Annotated in this window: 19 protein-coding genes; 2 read left to right on the top strand and 17 right to left on the bottom strand. The window is 71.0% G+C overall.

Translation table 11 applies throughout. The annotated features are described in order from the left end of the window. Window positions 1-48 precede the first annotated feature (48 nt). The 3 genes from ACWD4J_RS21125 to ACWD4J_RS21135 all read right to left on the bottom strand — a co-directional run bounded on the left by ACWD4J_RS21125 (window position 49) and on the right by ACWD4J_RS21135 (window position 3,214). Window positions 49-1,299, bottom strand: a complete 1,251-nt coding sequence (locus ACWD4J_RS21125; protein ID WP_451396929.1) for a GNAT family N-acetyltransferase — start codon at window positions 1,297-1,299, stop codon at window positions 49-51. Window positions 1,300-1,438: 139 nt separating this feature from the next. Then, a complete protein-coding gene (locus ACWD4J_RS21130; protein ID WP_451396930.1) occupies window positions 1,439-2,419 on the bottom strand; it encodes an asparaginase in 981 nt (326 codons plus the stop codon). 69 nt (window positions 2,420-2,488) lie between these two features. Continuing rightward, on the bottom strand, window positions 2,489-3,214 hold the full coding sequence (locus ACWD4J_RS21135) for an RsiG family protein (protein WP_451396995.1): 726 nt from the start codon (window positions 3,212-3,214) through the stop codon (window positions 2,489-2,491). Window positions 3,215-3,622: 408 nt separating this feature from the next. Here ACWD4J_RS21135 and dtd point away from each other — a divergent pair, with 408 nt between their 5' ends. Beyond that, window positions 3,623-4,048, top strand: a complete 426-nt coding sequence (dtd, locus tag ACWD4J_RS21140) for a D-aminoacyl-tRNA deacylase (protein WP_181658238.1) — start codon at window positions 3,623-3,625, stop codon at window positions 4,046-4,048. 24 nt (window positions 4,049-4,072) lie between these two features. On the opposite strand, the gene ygfZ is transcribed toward dtd, so the two are convergent. The 6 genes from ygfZ to ACWD4J_RS21170 form a co-directional block, all read right to left on the bottom strand. Continuing rightward, window positions 4,073-5,053, bottom strand: coding sequence for a CAF17-like 4Fe-4S cluster assembly/insertion protein YgfZ (gene ygfZ, locus ACWD4J_RS21145; RefSeq protein ID WP_451396931.1), 981 nt, complete (start codon window positions 5,051-5,053; stop codon window positions 4,073-4,075). Between the two features lie 34 nt (window positions 5,054-5,087). Continuing rightward, window positions 5,088-5,549, bottom strand: coding sequence for a Fur family transcriptional regulator (locus ACWD4J_RS21150; RefSeq protein ID WP_451396932.1), 462 nt, complete (start codon window positions 5,547-5,549; stop codon window positions 5,088-5,090). A gap of 16 nt (window positions 5,550-5,565) precedes the next feature. Further along, window positions 5,566-6,141: an FABP family protein gene (locus ACWD4J_RS21155; protein WP_451396933.1), complete on the bottom strand. Its 576-nt coding sequence runs from the start codon at window positions 6,139-6,141 to the stop codon at window positions 5,566-5,568. 267 nt (window positions 6,142-6,408) lie between these two features. After that, window positions 6,409-7,389 carry a hypothetical protein gene (locus tag ACWD4J_RS21160; RefSeq protein WP_451396934.1) on the bottom strand — a complete coding sequence of 327 codons (981 nt, stop codon included), beginning with the start codon at window positions 7,387-7,389 and terminating at the stop codon, window positions 6,409-6,411. Next, complete coding sequence (locus tag ACWD4J_RS21165) at window positions 7,386-8,294, bottom strand: hypothetical protein (RefSeq protein WP_451396935.1); 909 nt, start codon at window positions 8,292-8,294, stop codon at window positions 7,386-7,388. The genes ACWD4J_RS21160 and ACWD4J_RS21165 overlap by 4 nt, the downstream gene beginning before the upstream one ends. Next, the gene (locus ACWD4J_RS21170; protein WP_451396936.1) at window positions 8,291-9,061 is read right to left on the bottom strand and encodes a hypothetical protein; all 771 of its coding nucleotides are present in this window, start codon (window positions 9,059-9,061) and stop codon (window positions 8,291-8,293) included. The genes ACWD4J_RS21165 and ACWD4J_RS21170 overlap by 4 nt, the downstream gene beginning before the upstream one ends. A 103-nt stretch (window positions 9,062-9,164) precedes the next feature. On the opposite strand from ACWD4J_RS21170, the gene ACWD4J_RS21175 reads away from it, so the two are divergent. Beyond that, entirely contained in the window at window positions 9,165-9,527 is a 363-nt protein-coding gene (locus ACWD4J_RS21175; RefSeq protein ID WP_451396937.1) for a DsrE family protein, read from the top strand. 68 nt (window positions 9,528-9,595) lie between these two features. On the opposite strand, the gene ACWD4J_RS21180 is transcribed toward ACWD4J_RS21175, so the two are convergent. From ACWD4J_RS21180 to ACWD4J_RS21215, 8 genes are all read right to left on the bottom strand, one after another. Continuing rightward, window positions 9,596-9,856, bottom strand: coding sequence for a DUF3099 domain-containing protein (locus ACWD4J_RS21180; protein ID WP_451396938.1), 261 nt, complete (start codon window positions 9,854-9,856; stop codon window positions 9,596-9,598). Window positions 9,857-10,022: 166 nt separating this feature from the next. Further along, window positions 10,023-10,310, bottom strand: coding sequence for a DUF1416 domain-containing protein (locus tag ACWD4J_RS21185; RefSeq protein WP_267242759.1), 288 nt, complete (start codon window positions 10,308-10,310; stop codon window positions 10,023-10,025). Between the two features lie 55 nt (window positions 10,311-10,365). Next, window positions 10,366-11,205 (bottom strand): sulfurtransferase, encoded by an 840-nt coding sequence (locus tag ACWD4J_RS21190; protein ID WP_451396939.1) that lies wholly within the window; start codon window positions 11,203-11,205, stop codon window positions 10,366-10,368. A 148-nt stretch (window positions 11,206-11,353) separates the two neighbouring features. Beyond that, window positions 11,354-11,461: a putative leader peptide gene (locus ACWD4J_RS21195; protein WP_451396940.1), complete on the bottom strand. Its 108-nt coding sequence runs from the start codon at window positions 11,459-11,461 to the stop codon at window positions 11,354-11,356. A gap of 197 nt (window positions 11,462-11,658) precedes the next feature. Continuing rightward, the gene (locus ACWD4J_RS21200) at window positions 11,659-12,420 is read right to left on the bottom strand and encodes an LmeA family phospholipid-binding protein (RefSeq protein WP_451396941.1); all 762 of its coding nucleotides are present in this window, start codon (window positions 12,418-12,420) and stop codon (window positions 11,659-11,661) included. Between the two features lie 196 nt (window positions 12,421-12,616). Further along, window positions 12,617-13,699 carry a hypothetical protein gene (locus tag ACWD4J_RS21205; RefSeq protein WP_451396942.1) on the bottom strand — a complete coding sequence of 361 codons (1,083 nt, stop codon included), beginning with the start codon at window positions 13,697-13,699 and terminating at the stop codon, window positions 12,617-12,619. Then, window positions 13,635-13,889 carry a MoaD/ThiS family protein gene (locus ACWD4J_RS21210; RefSeq protein ID WP_451396943.1) on the bottom strand — a complete coding sequence of 85 codons (255 nt, stop codon included), beginning with the start codon at window positions 13,887-13,889 and terminating at the stop codon, window positions 13,635-13,637. Before ACWD4J_RS21210 ends, ACWD4J_RS21205 begins: the two co-directional genes overlap by 65 nt. 132 nt (window positions 13,890-14,021) lie before the next feature. Beyond that, on the bottom strand, window positions 14,022-16,220 hold the full coding sequence (locus tag ACWD4J_RS21215) for a glycosyltransferase family 39 protein (RefSeq protein WP_451396944.1): 2,199 nt from the start codon (window positions 16,218-16,220) through the stop codon (window positions 14,022-14,024). Window positions 16,221-16,256 lie beyond the last annotated feature (36 nt).

The raw sequence follows: 16,256 nt of genomic DNA on the forward strand, positions 1-16,256 counted from the left end.
CACGCCGCCCACGGTGTGCGGGTCATACGTGAACAGCAGGAAAAGCGGTCAGAAGATGTCCGGGCACCACGGTCGCCTGGACGTACGGAACAGGGCGTCGGCAGCGGCCGCGGCGCCTGCCGCCACCTCCATCACCCGGCCCAGGGCCGCCAGCCGCACCGCCGACTCGTCCCCCAGCCAGAGCGAAGCCAACTCGGCCACTCCCATGGCGAGTCCGGCGCTCTGCGTGGTCGGTGCGCACACTGCCCCGTCGGGTGACGCGTCCAGCCGATACCGCCCGCCCGCAAGCCCGTCGCCGTCGGCGATCTCCAGCACGATGCTCGCCGAAGACGCGTACGTACGCGTCTCCAGGGCCCGTACGACGTCGAGGATCCGCACCCACAGCCAGTCCGCCTGGGTGGTGATCGCCGCGGCGCGCGGGTCGGGCAGGAAGTCGGGCAGCAGGTCGTCCGGGGCGCGGTAGCCGGTCCTGACCTTCGTGATCCAGTCGATCGAGCAGGCGTAACTCCACAGGGCGCGTTCGGCCGCCGGCGACACCGCGATCATGTCGCGGACCTTGGCCGTGTTCAGCGGCTGCTTGCCGTCGCCCCAGTGGTCGTCCGACCGGTACGTGAGCAGGCCCTCCACCTCTCCGGCCGCCGAGCGGTACACGGCGTGGAACGGCTCCGTCCAGGGGACTCGGTCCAGGACGATGGCCCCCGTGTTGGCCTTCCACCAGCGCTCGTCACGGTCGACCGCGCCCGGCTGTGCCCGGCGGAAACGCTCGTGGAGGTCGGGTCCCAGCTTGCGTACGTCCTCGCCGTCCACGAGGTCGATACGGCCGCCGTCGTCCGGGCCCGACCAGCGCGGGTCGAGTCCCGTGCGCGGTACGTCGACGGTCCACTCGGCGGTGCGGGTGGCGGGGCCGAAGCCGTACCGGCCGTAGATGGGGTACTCGGCGGCGATCAGCGTGGCGACGGTGTCGCCGCGCTCCTTCGCGGCCGCCAGGTCCGCGGCCATCATGCGGCTGAGGAGGCCGCGGCGGCGGTGGGTGGGGGTGACGGAGACGTTCGATATGGCGTCGGCCTGGACCGTGGCGCCGCCCACGGCGGTGAGCTGCTGGGGGAACGAGCGGAAGGTGGCCACGCAACGGCCGGCGTCGAAGGCGCCCTGGGTGCGGGACGGGATGATGTACGAGCTGCGGTCCTCGATCTCCCTGTCGCTCACGGCCGGGGGCCGGAGGAAGCCGGTGTTGAGGGCGCGGATCCAGTCGGGGATGTCGTCTTCGGTGACGGCGCGGACGTCTACGGGACGGCTCATACAGCCACGCTAGGGGTGGGCCCCGTGCCTGTCGCCCGAATTTGGGCGCCCCCACGTTCCATGGCACCCGCCGGAAGCCGCGTACGCGCACCCGGCCCGACCCACGGGCAGTGGGCGAACCGCCGACTGCCCGCAGGAGTCAGAAAGCCGCGCGGACCGCCCCCACCTCGCGCCCCCCACCCCACAGCGGCGCGTGCCCGATGCGTTCGAGCACCGGGGCGTCCACGCCCGTCAGGGCCAGCGCACGGGCCAGCACCGGCCCCAGCGCCCGCGTCGCGCCGTCCTCGACCTTGAACGCCAGCGCACGCCCGTCGGGCAGGGCGACGGCCTGGACGGCCTCGGCGCCCATCTTCGACAGGACCCCCGGCACCTCGCGCATCAGCCAGGTGTCGGGCCGCCGCGTACCGGCGACGTACTCGGGGTGGGCCCGCATCGCGTCCGCCACCCGCCGCTCCGCGGACCCTTCGGGCGCCAGCACGAAGTGGCGGAAGGCGCGCGCGAGACCGACGAGGCTGATCGCCATCAGCGGCGCCCCGCACCCGTCCGTACCGACCGCGGCGACGGGCTCCCCCGCCGCCTCCTCCACGACCGACAGCACAAGCCGCTGCAGCGGATGCTCAGGCTCCAGATACGTGTCCGCGGACCACTCGTTCAGCCCGCACGCCGCGAGCATCGCCGTGTGCTTGCCGGAGCAGTTCATCGTGACCGGGTCCCGGACGAGGCCCGCGGCCAGATACGTCTCGGCCTCCGCGGGATCCAGCGGCAGATCGGCGGGGCACTGCAGCTGCCCGGCCGTCAGCCCGTGCTCGGCCAGCATCTTCTGTACGAGGTCGCGGTGGAAGTCCTCGCCGGAGTGGCTCGCGGCGGCCAGGGCCAGCCGCTCCCCCGACAGGTCGAGCCCGGCCCGCAGCACGGCCGCGGCCTGCATCGGCTTGTTGGACGAGCGCGGGAAGACGGGCGCCGTCACATCGCCCAGCGCCAGCTCCACGCTGCCGTCCGCCGCCAGCAGTACCAGGTTGCCCCGATGGTGGCCCTCGACGAAGCCGGACCGTACGACTTCGGCGAGGACCGGCGCTATGGCGGGCGTGGACGACGGGCCGGCGGCGGGCGAGGAGGACATGGGGTACGGCCTTCCGGGGCTGGGCGGACCCGCCGGGCAAAGGCCGCCGGGATCACCGGCGGCCCCATGTCACGCGAGCAGGTCGTCTACTTGTGCTTCGCCATCACGGTACCTGCGGGCGATCTCGGCACTGCAATCGTCGGTCGAGCGCTGGAACTGCCGACGTCGCCGGGACACCTCCTGCTCGTACTGCACGAGGCGGCTCATGGCGCTGTGCAGTTCCAGGTCGGTGCGGGCTACCAGGTCCGAGAGCGCGACCTCGGCGAGCATGTCGGCGGCCAGCTGCCGGTACTCCTCGCTGTAGGGCGTGCCGAGTGTCACATGGCGGGCGGAGGAGCGGTTGCGGGCGGGCTGGTCGGTGAGGATCTCCGCGAGCCGGTCGACGACGGAGGGCGAGGCCTCCGAGTCGGGCGCGGGGGTGTCCGCCAGGCCGGGCCGTCCGGCATCGGCGGCACCGTCCGGCGGGCCGCTGCCCGTACCCGAGGCACCAGCACCGCCCCGGGCCCAGGCCCCCGCACGACCGGTCCCCCCGCGGCGCGCCAGCTCCGCCCGCAGGATGTCGATCCGCCCTTGCAGCAGCCTCCGCACATAGCTGAGGTCGGCCTCGTGCCGCTGTGCGTCACGGCGCAGCGCGCGCAGCTCGGGCAGCCGCAGCACGGCCAGATCGTGCAAGACCTGGGCCGCGGGCTCGGGCGCACGTGGGGCCTCGTGCGGGCCGGGGGCCTCGGACTGGGGGCACCTGCTGCCACTGCCGCCCCCGGCCGCCGGAGCGGAAGGGCTGCCGCTGCGCTGCATCGGCGGGCGGAACGCCCCTTCGCCGCCCAGCGCCGCGAGCGCATGGGCGATGCCCGCGTCCCCGCTGTTCCCCCCGTCGTCGCCGTGGCGGACCTGCCCCGTGTACCCCCCGTGGTCGGCGGGCGGGCTCGTACGGGTCATCGGCACGGGCGCGGCCGGCTGCCCGGTGCTAGGTGTGCTCATGCGTCTCTACCGTCCCCTCGACCGGCGAGGTGAGCGCGTGCGGTGCTCGACAGGCCTCACACGTCTCACTGCGTGTGAGCATCGTGCCACCCCAGGTGGCCGCCGTGGGGGCGAGTGCGCCCGATCCGCCCCGGATGGGCGCTTCGGGGGCATGCCAAACAGAGGCCGGGCGGGGATGACAACCCGAAAGGAGGGTCCCGCGGGCCGCGCGGCATGATGGTCCGTATGCGTGCAGTGGTGCAGAGGGTGGACGGCGCGAGCGTCGTCGTGGACGGTGAGACGGTCGGCGAGATCAGCGGCGAGGGCCTGTGCGTCCTCGTAGGAGTCACCCACGAGGACACCAAGGAGAAGGCGGCCCAGCTCGCCCGCAAGCTCTGGTCGATCCGCATGCTGTCCGACGAGCGCTCGTGCAGCGACATCGACGCGCCGCTGCTGGTCATCAGCCAGTTCACGCTCTACGGGGACGCCCGCAAGGGCCGCCGCCCCACCTGGAACGCCGCCGCTCCCGGCGATGTCGCCGAGCCGCTCGTGGACGAGGTCGTGGCGCAGCTGCGCTCGCTGGGCGCGACGGTGGCGACGGGCCGGTTCGGCGCGAAGATGCGCGTGTCGCTGACGAACGACGGCCCGTTCACGGTGCTCCTGGAGATCTGACCTGGATCGCCCTCCCACCCGAGGTCAGGGCTCGACGACGACCTCCTGAGCCGCGGCCGTCGTGTCGGCGATGAGTCGCGCGTCCACCGGCACATTGCGCTTCACGAGCGCCAGCGCGATCGGGCCGAGCTCGTGGTGACGCACGGAGGTCGTGACGAAGCCGATCTTCCGGCCGTCCGGGCCGTCGTCGGCGAGGCGGATGTCGGCGCCGTGCGGCGGCAGATGCACCTCGCTGCCGTCCAGGTGCAGGAAGACGAGGCGGCGGGGCGGCTTTCCGAGGTTCTGCACCCGGGCGACGGTCTCCTGCCCGCGGTAGCAGCCCTTCTGGAGGTGGACCGCGGTGCCGATCCAGCCCAGTTCGTGCGGGATGGTGCGGTGATCGGTCTCGAAGCCGAGCCGCGGCCGGTGCGCCTCGACGCGCAGGGCCTCGTACGCGAGGATGCCGATGGCCGGGCCGCTGCGCCGGGCGTACGACTCCAGTTCCTCGCGTGGCAGGAACAGGTCGCGGCCGTGCGCCGTCTCGCGTACGACGACGCCGTCCGGGACCTCGGCGATCGAGCCGGCCGGCAGATGGACCACCGCGAACTCGTCGGTCCGGTCGGCGACTTCGACGCGGTAGAAGAACTTCATGGACTCCAGGTACGCGATGAGCGTGTCCTGCGTGCCGGGCTCGACGTGCGCCCACACCGTCTCGCCGTCGTCGACGAGGTACAGCGCGTGCTCGATGTGGCCGTGCGCGGAGAGGATCAGGGCCTCGGTCGCCCGGCCCACCGGGAGCTCGCTGACGTGCTGGGTGAGCAGCAGGTGCAGCCAGCTCAGCCGGTCCTCACCGGTGACCGTGACGACGCCGCGGTGCGAGAGGTCGACAAAGCCGGCGCCGTCGGCGAGGGCACGCTGCTCACGGAACAGGTCGCCGTAGTGGGCGGCTACACCTTCGTCCACGCCCTCGGCGGGCACCGCGCCGGGCAGGGAGAGCAGAGGGCTGCGCTTCGATAGTTGCTGCATATCCACTCACACTACGACCCGGTGGTCGTCTTTTTTATTTCTCGGCTGCCCCGGCCGGGCCCTCCGCCTCCGTACGGGCCGCCGAGCCGCAGTCCCTGCACCGCCCGAAGATCGCGAAATGCTTCATATCGGTGTCGAACCCGAAGGTGTCCCGCAGCTTCGCGGTGAAATCGGCCGCGATCGCGACGTCGGCCTCGATGACGTTCGTGCAGTCCCGGCACACCAGATGGATGTGGTGGTGGCGGTCGGCGAGGTGGTACGTCGGCGCTCCGTGCCCGAGGTGGGCGTGGCTGACCAGGCCGAGCTCCTCCAGGAGCTCCAGGGTCCGGTACACCGTGGAAATGTTGACCCCCGACGCCGTCTTCCGCACTTCGGAGAGGATGTCGTCGGGGGTCGCGTGCTCGAGGGTGTCGACGGCTTCGAGGACAAGCTGCCGCTGCGGCGTCAGCCGGTAGCCGCGCTGCCGCAGATCGCTCTTCCAGTCGGTGGTCACCACAACCGAAAGTCTAGAACTACTTGAAGAAGGCGATCCCGTCGTCGGGCATGTCGTCGGGGAGGGCCTTGGCCCAGCGCTCGACGTCCTCGGGGGTGACGACCTTCTTCAGCTGCGCCGACATGTACGGGCGCAGCGGCACCTCGGGGGTCTGCTTCTCGCCGACCCACATGAGGTCGCCCTTCACATAGCCGTACAGCCGCTTGCCGCCGCTGTAGGGGCCGGATGCGGCGGTGCGCGCGACGGCGTCCGTGGCGAGGTCGATCTGCGGCTTCTTGTCGGCCAGCTCGCCGTACCAGACCTCGACGACGCCGTCCTGGCGGACCATCACGACCTCGATCTTGCGGTCCTTGTCGATGCGCCAGAAGCCGTGCTCGGACTCCAGCGGCTTGACCTTGTTGCCGTCGGTGTCCAGCGCCCAGGTGTGCGAGCGGTACTCGAGGAAGTCCCGCCCGTCGTGGCTGAACGTGACTTCCTGGCCGAAGTTGGCCTTCTCGGCACCGGGGAAGTCGGTGACGCCCGCGCCGGCCCAGTCACCGAGGAGGAAGGCCAGGGGGACGAGGTCCTTGTGCAGGTCGGACGGGATCTCGATCATGAGTGCTCAGACGTTTCCGGAGAGAGTTACGGGGCTCAGCGCTGACCCTGGTACAGCTTCTTCACGGTCAGCCCGGCGAACGCGAGAACGCCGACGCAGACCAGAACCAGCAGGGTTGAGAAGAAAACCTCAAGCACGGGGTGCTCCTCGGGTGAGCGGTGGATGCGGTCCCCCGCTCGGCGAGGCCGAGCACGGGGAAGGACAGGGCCCGGCCCCACTCTAGTCGGGTGGGGCGCGGGCCTCACGGCGAGGCCCTGCGGACCGGGCTCAGCCGAGGAGCTGGCTCTGCAGGACGACCGTCTGCTGGAAGGGGACGGCCCTCGCGCCGCCCTTCCGGGACTGCACGATCAGCGCGAAGGTGTCTCCCGCGGTGAGGTACGACTCGCGGACCTGCTCGGGACCGTACGGCTTGGCCTCGACATACGCGAAGTTGCGGACGTCGTCCACACGTGCCTCGTCCGGGAACTCCTCGTCCACGTGCACTTCGGCAGCGCCGCGCAGCGCCTGCTGCGGGGCGTCATAGCCGGTGAGCTTGCGCGGAAGCTCGTCCACGACGGCGGCGGTGTTGAACTGCAGCAGGTAGACACGGGTGTGCGTGCCGTCCTCGGTGGTCCAGCCGCGGGCGGCGATGTGCCGCAGGCCGTTGTCGGTCAGCAACTGGCCGATGGTCTCCCGGTCGTCCTTCGACTCGTACTCCGCCAGGAAGGTCTTCCTGGACAGCCAGCCGTCCTCGCCGCGCAGCGCCTTGTCGGCCGTCGCGCCCTCGGGGGCGGGCAGCACCAGGGCACGCAGGTCCGCGTAGTGGGCGCCGGCCTTGTTCGCCTCGGCGAAGGGGCCCGGACTGCCGGAGGGCAGCGGGGGCCTGGTGATCTCCGGGTAGTCCCAGCGCCCGTCCGACTCCGTCGCGAGCCCCGGCACATCGGTGCGCTTCATCTGCGTGATGCCGTACGCGGCCGACGTGCCCACCGCCGCGAAGACCACGGCGGCCGCGGTCCAGCGGAGGACGGCACGCAGGACGCGGCGGTCCTTCCCGGCGGGCGGGGCCGCGGGTGACAGGGGTTCGCCGGCCATGGACGGTGCCGGTGCCGCGAACGCGGGCGGCGCCGGGACCACCGGCGATGCCCCGGGCATCGGCGGGACGTACGCCTGCTGCTGCCCGGCCGTCACAGGCTGTGCCCCGACGGGCGTGGGGTGCTCGCTGTACTCGGTGTGCCCAGCGTGCCCGGTGTGCTCGGTGTACTCGGTCATACCGCCTCCCCCGGCTCGGCGATGCGGTCGAGCTGCTCGCGCAGGAACATCGCGACACCGGCGGTGTTCAGCGGCCTGACGCCGTACGCGGTGGCGCTGACCAGCACGTCTCCCTGATACGCGGAGCAGACCATCATGTCGATTTTGTCGTCCCCCTCCTTGGGCGGCAGGAAGCACTGGGCGTTCTCGTGGCCCTTGATCTTCGGCCCCTTGCGGAAGACCTTCAGTGCGTCGAGGAACTCGTTCTGGAACGTGGAGATGTCGCGCACGGCCTTCTTGTCCTCCATCTGGGACAGCACGATGTCGATCGTGAAGGCCTTGTTCGCGTAGAGGGTGGAGTTGCTCGCGTTGCCCGTGCTGAGGTAGCTGCGCATCGCCATCCCCTTGATGCGCTGCTTGTCGATCTGCTTCTCCAGCTGACGCCGCTGGGAGCGGGGCAGCCCGCTGATCGACTGCTTGCGCAGGGCGGTCGCCTGACGGCCGCTCAGCTCGGCGTCGGAGCCGAACTCGTCGATGTCGGGGCCGCGGGTGTAGCCGTCGGTCCCGTACGGCACCAGCATGCCGCTGAGCCCGGACGCGGCACGGGCCTTCGTCTTCTCGTCGGCGCTCTTGTCGTCGTCGCCCTCCGCCTTCGGGAAGCGCCACACGGGCGCACCCGCGTCCCGGTCGGCCTGGTCGACGGTCACGGCGGTGAAGCCGGTGCCACCGATGACCGCGGCCAGCAGGACGACGAACCCGGCGACGGCGGCAACGCGGCCACGCCGCGCGGGCCGCTTCGGAGCGGGCTCCGGCTCGAGCCCGGACTGCTGGGTCCACTGCTCGGCCATGGGCGGCTGCTGCATCATGGGCTGCCCGCCCGGCTCACTCATCGGTTGCGGCTGCTCGTGCAGGGAACCGTCGCTCACAGCCGCCCCACCTGCCGCTCGGCCAGATCCATGATCTTCTCCTTGGGGATCGGCTTGGTGTCGTAGACCCAGATCTCCATGGCTATGTCGCCGCGCCACGCGTGCGCCTCGGCCGAGTAGATCGGGAGGTAGCCGGCCTGCTGCTCGGGCGTGGTGTGGACGTACGCCATGCCGTCCCCGGTGCCCGGGATGGCCCAGCTACGGGTGCCGGCCTCCTTCTCGGCCCAGTAGTACCCGCTGTCGGCACGGCCGGCCGCCGCGAGGTTCTCCTCCTGGCGGAACTGCACCAGACGGATCTCGACGCTGTACGTGCTGCCCACGAGCCAGCTGGTGACGGCCGCGCGCCGGAACTCCTCACCGAGGAGGTTGCGGAAGGCATTGACGGGCTTCTCGTACGCGTCCGCGTACTCGGCGACTGACATCCAGCCACCGTCGTCACCCGCCGCATAGATGCCGTCCCTGGCCCCCTTGGGCCGCTTGAGCAGCAGCTTGCGCAGATCGCCCTCGGTCTTGACCTTGCGGTCCTGAGCGGCCGACAGCGGCTCGGGCCCCTTGCCCTTGGCCTGCTCGACCACCGGTTGCGACAGCGACGCGAGCGGGGTCGGCTCCCGGTCGGCCTGGATGAGGTACCCGGTGCAGGTGCCGGCGACGGCTCCGAGAGCCGCGGCGATCGCGATCAGCAGCGTCGTACGGCCACGCCGGCGTGCCGGTCGTACGGGTTCAGGCCCAGGTTCCTGAGGCGTTTCCTGTGTTTCCTGGACTTCCAAGACATGTCCCCCACAAGAAGTGAAGCGCAGCTTCCGTAACTGCGCGCACAGGAGACTCATAGGCCACAGGTGTGGTTGTACACGGCATGATTACGATTCGGACATGGCGAAAAAGCTCGTGATCAAGGTGACCGCCGGGACCGATGCCCCCGAGCGGTGCTCGCAGGCCTTCACGGTGGCGGCGGTGGCCGTCGCCAGCGGGGTGGAGGTCTCGCTGTGGCTGACCGGTGAGTCGGCATGGTTCGCGCTGCCGGGGCGGGCCGCAGAGTTCGAACTGCCGCACGCCGCGCCCCTGCCCGATCTGCTCGAGTCGATCCTGGCCGCCGGCCGGGTCACCCTCTGCACCCAGTGCGCGGCCCGTCGCGAGATCACGGAGAAGGACGTGATCGAGGGCGTACGGATCGCCGGTGCACAGGTGTTCGTGGGCGAGGCCATGGCGGACGGCGCCCAGGCGCTCGTCTACTGACAGACGCTCGTCGAGAAGGAAGGCCGACCACGAAGCCGACGGCAGGCAGGCCCGGCTACCGGCGCCGCTTACCGGCGCCGCTTCTTGCCGTCGAGCTCGTCCCACCACTCGTCCGACGTGGGGTCCCCGGACGGATCGTCCCACCAGCGGTCGTCCGGGCCCCGCCGGTTGGCGATCATCGCGGCGACCGGCGGGATCACCATCGCCACGACGCACATCCCCACCGCCACGGGAATCGACCAGAGGCGCACGACTCCCCAGGCCAGGACGAACAGCACCAGGCACGTGCCCATCATGGCGAAGTAGATATGGCGCCTTCGGGCGTACATGGATCCAGCGTAGTGCGGGTCCGGCCACCTGGGCCCCGCCCGTCGGGCCCTCATGGGATCGCGCGCGCCACGGACATGGCGAAGGACCGCACCCCGTCCAGTGGCGTCCAACCCCTGGGGTGCGGCCCTTCAGCCGTTCAGCGATCTACGGTGTGCGTCGAGTGCCTCAGACGGCGATCGCGACCTCGGCGAGGCCGCCCTTCTGGGCGACGACCGTACGGTCCGCGGTCCCACCCGGCACCAGGGCGCGCACGGTCCACGTGCCCTCGGCCGCGTAGAACCGGAACTGGCCGGTCGCCGAGGTCGGGACCTCGGCGGTGAACTCGCCGGTCGAGTCCAGCAGACGCACGTAACCGGTGACGGGCTCGCCGTCACGGGTCACCTGGCCCTGGATGGTGGTCTCACCGGGCTTGATCGTCGAGGCGTCGGGGCCGCCGACCTGCGCTCCACACATGCGTTTCTCCTATGGAAGTGAAAGTAGGCCGGACGGCCGGGTTTGCGGTGGGTTGTTACTTGTTGGCGCCGAGCTCGATCGGCACGCCGACGAGGGAGCCGTACTCGGTCCAGGAGCCGTCGTAGTTCTTGACGTTCTCCACGCCGAGCAGCTCGTGCAGCACGAACCAGGTCAGCGCGGAGCGCTCACCGATACGGCAGTAGGCGATGGTGTCCTTGGCGAGGTCGACCTGCTCCTCGGCGTAGAGCTCCTTGAGCTCGTCGTCCGACTTGAAGGTGCCGTCGTCGTTGGCGTTCTTCGACCACGGGATGTTGCGGGCGGACGGGACGTGGCCCGGACGCTGCGACTGCTCCTGCGGCAGGTGGGCCGGGGCGAGCAGCTTGCCGCTGAACTCGTCGGGCGAGCGCACGTCGACCAGGTTCTGGTTGCCGATCGCGGCGACCACGTCGTCGCGGAAGGCGCGGATCGAGGTGTCCTGGGCCTTGGCCTTGTACTCGGTGGCCGGGCGGGCCGGGACCTCGGCGACCAGGTCGCGGGAGTCGAGCTCCCACTTCTTGCGGCCGCCGTCGAGGAGCTTGACGCTCTCGTGGCCGTACAGCTTGAAGTACCAGTAGGCGTAGGAGGCGAACCAGTTGTTGTTGCCGCCGTAGAGGACGACGAGGGTGTCGTTGGCGATGCCCTTCGCCGACAGGAGCTTCTCGAAGCCCTCCTGGTCGATGAAGTCACGGCGGACCGGGTCCTGGAGGTCCTTGGTCCAGTCGATCCGGATGGCGTTCTTGATGTGGTTCTTCTCGTACGCGGAGGTGTCCTCGTCGACCTCGACGATGGCGACCTTCGGGTCGTCCAGGTGGTCCTGGACCCAGTCGGCGTCGACCAGGACGTCGCTGCGGCTCATGCTTTTCTCCTCCGGGGCAGTTGCGGCGGGATGTGAGTCGGGTGGGCGTACGGCGCGGTCGCGGGCCCGAGGGCGGGCAGCGCTGGACGGCGCGCGAAATACGCGAAGGCTTCGAAGGGGCCTCGGGGTGCGGGAGCCAGGCTCCCTGTCAGAAGCTGCGACAGAGCATGGCGGCGACGCGGCACAGGTCTACTGCCCGCCGCTTCGTGAGATCCGCCTGGCCCCGCGGACGGAGGCCGCCAATCCTGCTCTGCATGGGTCCGATCGTAGGGAGGTACAGGCGGACATGTCACCGGTGTGTCGGATGATGAGACACGATCGTCCACATACCGGAATCAGGCGGCCGTGGCGGGCATTCGGGTACGGGTGCGCAACGACGCCGGGTGCGTCGTATCTGCTGTACGGACAGCTCCGTCTCGTCTTTCGGACAGACCTCGCCGTCCTGCCTCCTCGCTACCCGGTGAGCTTCACGTCCGAACCCGACACGGAGATCTCGACGCCGTCCTCGGCCGCCCGCACCGTGTCCAGCTTGATCCCGCTGGGCAGCCCGTCGATCTTCTGCGCGAAGTCGGTGATCTCGCGGAGGCTGTCCTCGGCGACGGAGAAGGGCAGATTCGGCAGCGTGATGGCGCCGACCTTCACGGTGTCGCCGTCGACCTTGACCGAGCCGAGCACCGAGACCGACTGGCTCACCTTCTCGCCGAGCAGACTCCCCGTGAGCTCGATGCCGACCTTGATCCGCCCGTTGCCGCCGTCGGAGAGGCGGGTCACCTTGGCGGTGAGGCCGGGGATCACCTGGACGGGTTCGACCTGCGCGGCCTTGAGCAGCTCGTCGTAGGAGATCAGGGCGGTGCCGGAGGCCGTGTCGGCGGTCGCGGAGCTGTAGTCGCCCGAGAAGGTGACACCGCGCATATGGGCGGAGAGCTTGGCGATACGGATGCTGTCCGTGCCGCTGCCGTTCCCGTTGCCGCTGCCCGTGGTGGACGCATCGAAGTCCTTCATCCCGATCTCCACGTCGTCGAGCTTGCCGCTCGCGAGCTGGGTGAGGAACGGGAAGCCGTTGATCGACACGTCGGGGGTGCTGTCCAGGCCCTCACTGGTGCGGATGCGCTTCGCCGCCTCGTTCTCGGCGAAGCCGACCGCGACCCGGTCGGCGACCACGAACAGACCGCCGAGGACGACGGCGATGATGAGGAGCACTCGGAGTGCGCGCATGACCCGGCCTCTCTTCCCCCTGCCTCGGCGACAGCGGGCCACGGCCGGTCATCGGCCGTGTCCCACCACCGGGGAGCCCCGGTTCCGCCGAGCCTAACGCGGGCGGGCCCCCGGTCCGGGGGCCCGCAGAGGACTTGTCGATCAGCTGTGACGCTGGCCGCGAGGCCCCGGCGACGAGCCGGAACCCCGGCAGGGATCAGCCGAGCCCGCGCCCCAGCACGTACACGGCAGGGGCGGCAGCCGCCAGCGGAAGGGCGATCCCGGCGGTCATGTGCACGAACCGCGAGGGGTAGTCGTAGCCGGCCACCCGGTGTCCGATCAGCGCGCACACCCCCGCGCCGAGCCCGAGCAGCGCGCCCTGCGTCCCGTCGGCGCCGCCGGACAGCGACGCGAGCCGGCCCACGGCGACTCCGGCCCCGGCCGCGGCCGCCGACGCCAGTACGACGCAGAGCACGACAGGCAGCGAAAGCGCCCGCAGGAGCGCCTTCACGAGCACGGCGGCGGCCACGGCGACGCCGCCCACCGTGACGGCGTCCGGCGGGGCGGCCAGATGTCCGGCCGCGATGATCGCGAGCGCCGCCGATGCGACGGTCGCCATCAGCCCGTACATCCGCTCGTCCGGTGCCGCATGGCTGCGCAGCTGCAGGACGAGGGCGAGCAGCACCCACACGCCGAGCGTGCCGAGGATCGCGGCCGGTCCGTTCCCGCGCCCGGCGACCAGCAGGGCGGCGTCGGCGACGAGGCCGCCCGCGAACGCGAGGGCGATGCCCTGCCGCGCGGGCCACATCCCGTTGAGCCGGAACCACCCTGCGGCGGTCACGGCCTGCAGCACGACGAGCGGTACGAGCAGCGCGTACTGCCCCACGGCCGCCGCCCCGGAGAGCAGCAGCCCGAGCACCGCGGTGAGCGCGGCGGGCTGCAGCCCGGGCTCGATGATGGGCGACCGCCCTTGAGCCCGCGCTCGCTGAGCGGCGGTAAGGGCCTCCTGACCGCTTTGGGCAGTCGTCCCGCTGGGGCGGGACGGGTGGGCAAAGCCCCCGTCGTACGGCTCCTCAGCATGAGACGGCGCCCCCGCCGAGGGGTCGCTGTACGGCTCCGCAGGCGCCGGCACCTCCGGCGGCAACGGATGCGAAAGCATCGCGTTCCCAGGATGCTGAGGCTGCTGCGGATACGGCTCGTACGTCTCGTACGGCTGATTGCTCATGCTGTGGGTGTCACCCTCCTGCGAACGGCGGGAGCACCTCAACCGTGCCGCCCTCGGCCAGCCGTACCGTCTCATGCCCGCGGGTGCCCACAGGGTCCCCGTCGACGAGGAACGAGCACCGCAGAAGGACGCGGACGAGCTCGCCGGGGTGGCGCAGCCGTGCGGCGTCCAGCGCCTCGGCGAGCGTCTCCGCCTCGTACGGCTCCTCGGCGGTACCGGCCGCGGCTTTGGCGGCGGCCCAGTAACGGATGGTCCCCGCTGCCATGTGCGGCTCCTCCCGGCGGTTTCGTCGATCGTCTGCGTCCATGATTGCGCGTCCCGGAACGGCATCGTACGCAAGGGCGGGCCGCCGGGAAGGGGAGCAACCCGGCGGCCCGCCCGTCATGGGGTGGTGGCCTCAGCTGACGTCGTCGGCGTCCAGGCGGTAGAGACCGCTGCTGGTGGACGTGGACGAGGAGCTGGAGGAGGAGCTGGAGGAGCTCGAGGAACCGGAGCTCGACGAGCCGCCGTACTCCGAGGCCGAGACCGCCGTGCCGTGCTTCTGGACCCAGGTGGAGATCTCCGAGTTCGTCCCGCGGCCGCCCTCGCTGCTGATCATGATGTAGTGCAGCTTGCCCTCCTTGACCAGCTGCTTCAGCTTGGCCAGCGTCATGGCGTTGTCGCTGCCGCTCCAGCCGCCCATGGAGATCACGGGCTCGCCGGACTCGAGGATGATCGAGGACGCGGTCTGGTCGGTGGCCACGGCCACCAGCCACTCGGCGCCGTCCTGGTGCTTCTTCAGGTACGTGATCATCGCGGAGCTGACGCTGCCACCGCCCATACCGCCGCCCATGCCGCCGTCTCCGCCACTGGGAGCACCGCTCGGGGCGTCGCCGGACGCCGAACCCGACTCGCTGCCGGACTGCGAACCACTCGGTGCAGACGGCGGCTGCCCCATCTGCCCACCGTCGGAGGACGAGGACGAGCCGGACGAGCTGGACGAGCCGGACGAGCTGGACGAGGACGTGCCCGGCCCGCCGCTGGGCCGCTGGCCGCCGCCCATACCGCCACCACCGGCACCGCCCATCCCCGAAGCCGAAGACCCGGCCGTCGGGTTCGTCCCGTTCGTGGACGAGGTGGCCGCCTCGACGCTGTACGCGGCAGGCCCGGCCAGCAGCGCGACGACCGCGGCGAGCGAGGCCAGCCCGATCAGGCGGTTCCGCTTGCCGATCCGCCCGGCGACGAGCCCGATGACGGAGACCGCGGCGAGGACACCGATGCCGGCCTCCAGCCACCCGTATCCGCCGTCCCGCTCCAGCAGGACGATCGCCCACACCGCGCTGACCGCGATGGCCGCGGGCAGCACCCATCCCCACTTGGCGACCGGGCGCTCACGGAAGGCCTCGTACAGGGCCACGCCGCCCGCGCCGCACAGCGCCGCGATGCCGGGGGCCATGGCGGTCACGTAGTACGGGTGGAAGGTGCCCTCGGCCAGCGAGAAGACCAGGTAGTGGATGACGAACCAGCCGCCCCACAGCATCAGCGAGGCCCGCTGCGCGTCCGTACGCGGAGCGCGGCCGCGCAGGACCAGTGCGCCGACGAGGGCGACGGTCGCGAAGGGGATCAGCCAGGAGATCTGGCCGCCCATGATCTCGTTGAACATCCGGGCGATACCGGAGGTGCCGCCGAAGCTGCCGCCCTGGCCGCCGCCGTTCCCGGCGCTCGAACCGAGGATCCGGCCGAAGCCGTTGTAGCCGATGACCAGGTCCCAGACCGTGTTGTCCGTCGAGCCGCCGATGTACGGGCGGGAGTCGGAGGGCCACTGGTCGACGACGAACATCCACCAGCCGCCGGAGACCACCAGGGCGACCAGCGCCACCGCCAGGTTGCGGATCTTCCTGCTCCAGCCTTCCTTCGCGGCGAAGACGTAGACGAGGAAGAAGGCGGGCAGGACGATCAGGCCCTGCATCATCTTGGTGTTGAACGCGAAGCCGATGGCGACGGCCGACCAGACCAGCGGCATCAGCTTGCCGGTCCGCACCGCCTTGAGCAGCGCGGCCGCACCGAGCAGCATCAGCAGGACCAGGATCGGGTCCGGGTTGTTGTCACGGGTGATCGCGACCGTGATCGGGGTGAGCGCCAGCACCAGGGCCGCGATCGTCGCTGCGAGGTGTCCGAACGAGCGGCGCACCATGCGGTACAGCAGCGCCACGGACGCCACGCCCGCGGCTGCCACCGGCAGCATCATCTGCCAGGTGCCGTAGCCGAAGATCCGGCAGGACAGGCCCATCACCCACAGGGCGAACGGCGGCTTGTCCACCGTGATGAAGCTCCCGGCGTCCAGCGCTCCGAAGAAGAAGGCCTTCCAGCTCTGCGTACCGCTGTAGACGGCGGCCGTGTAGAAGGTGTTGGCCTGTCCGATGAGCGAGAAGTTCACCAGGTAGAGCGCGGCCGCGAGGGCCAGTACCGCCCACAGGGCCGGACGCGCCCAGCGCGGGTCCTCGGGGCGTCCCAGAAAGACCCGCGTGACGCGGGAGGAGGAGTCCGGTGCGCCGGACCTGGCGTGGCGGCGAGTGGTCTCCCGCGCCGACGGCGACGGGGCGAATTGGGTCGTCATGGGCACGACTGTGGCGGCCCTGTTTGGGTGACCACT

It is taken from the genome of Streptomyces sp. NPDC002577 (assembly GCF_053594815.1).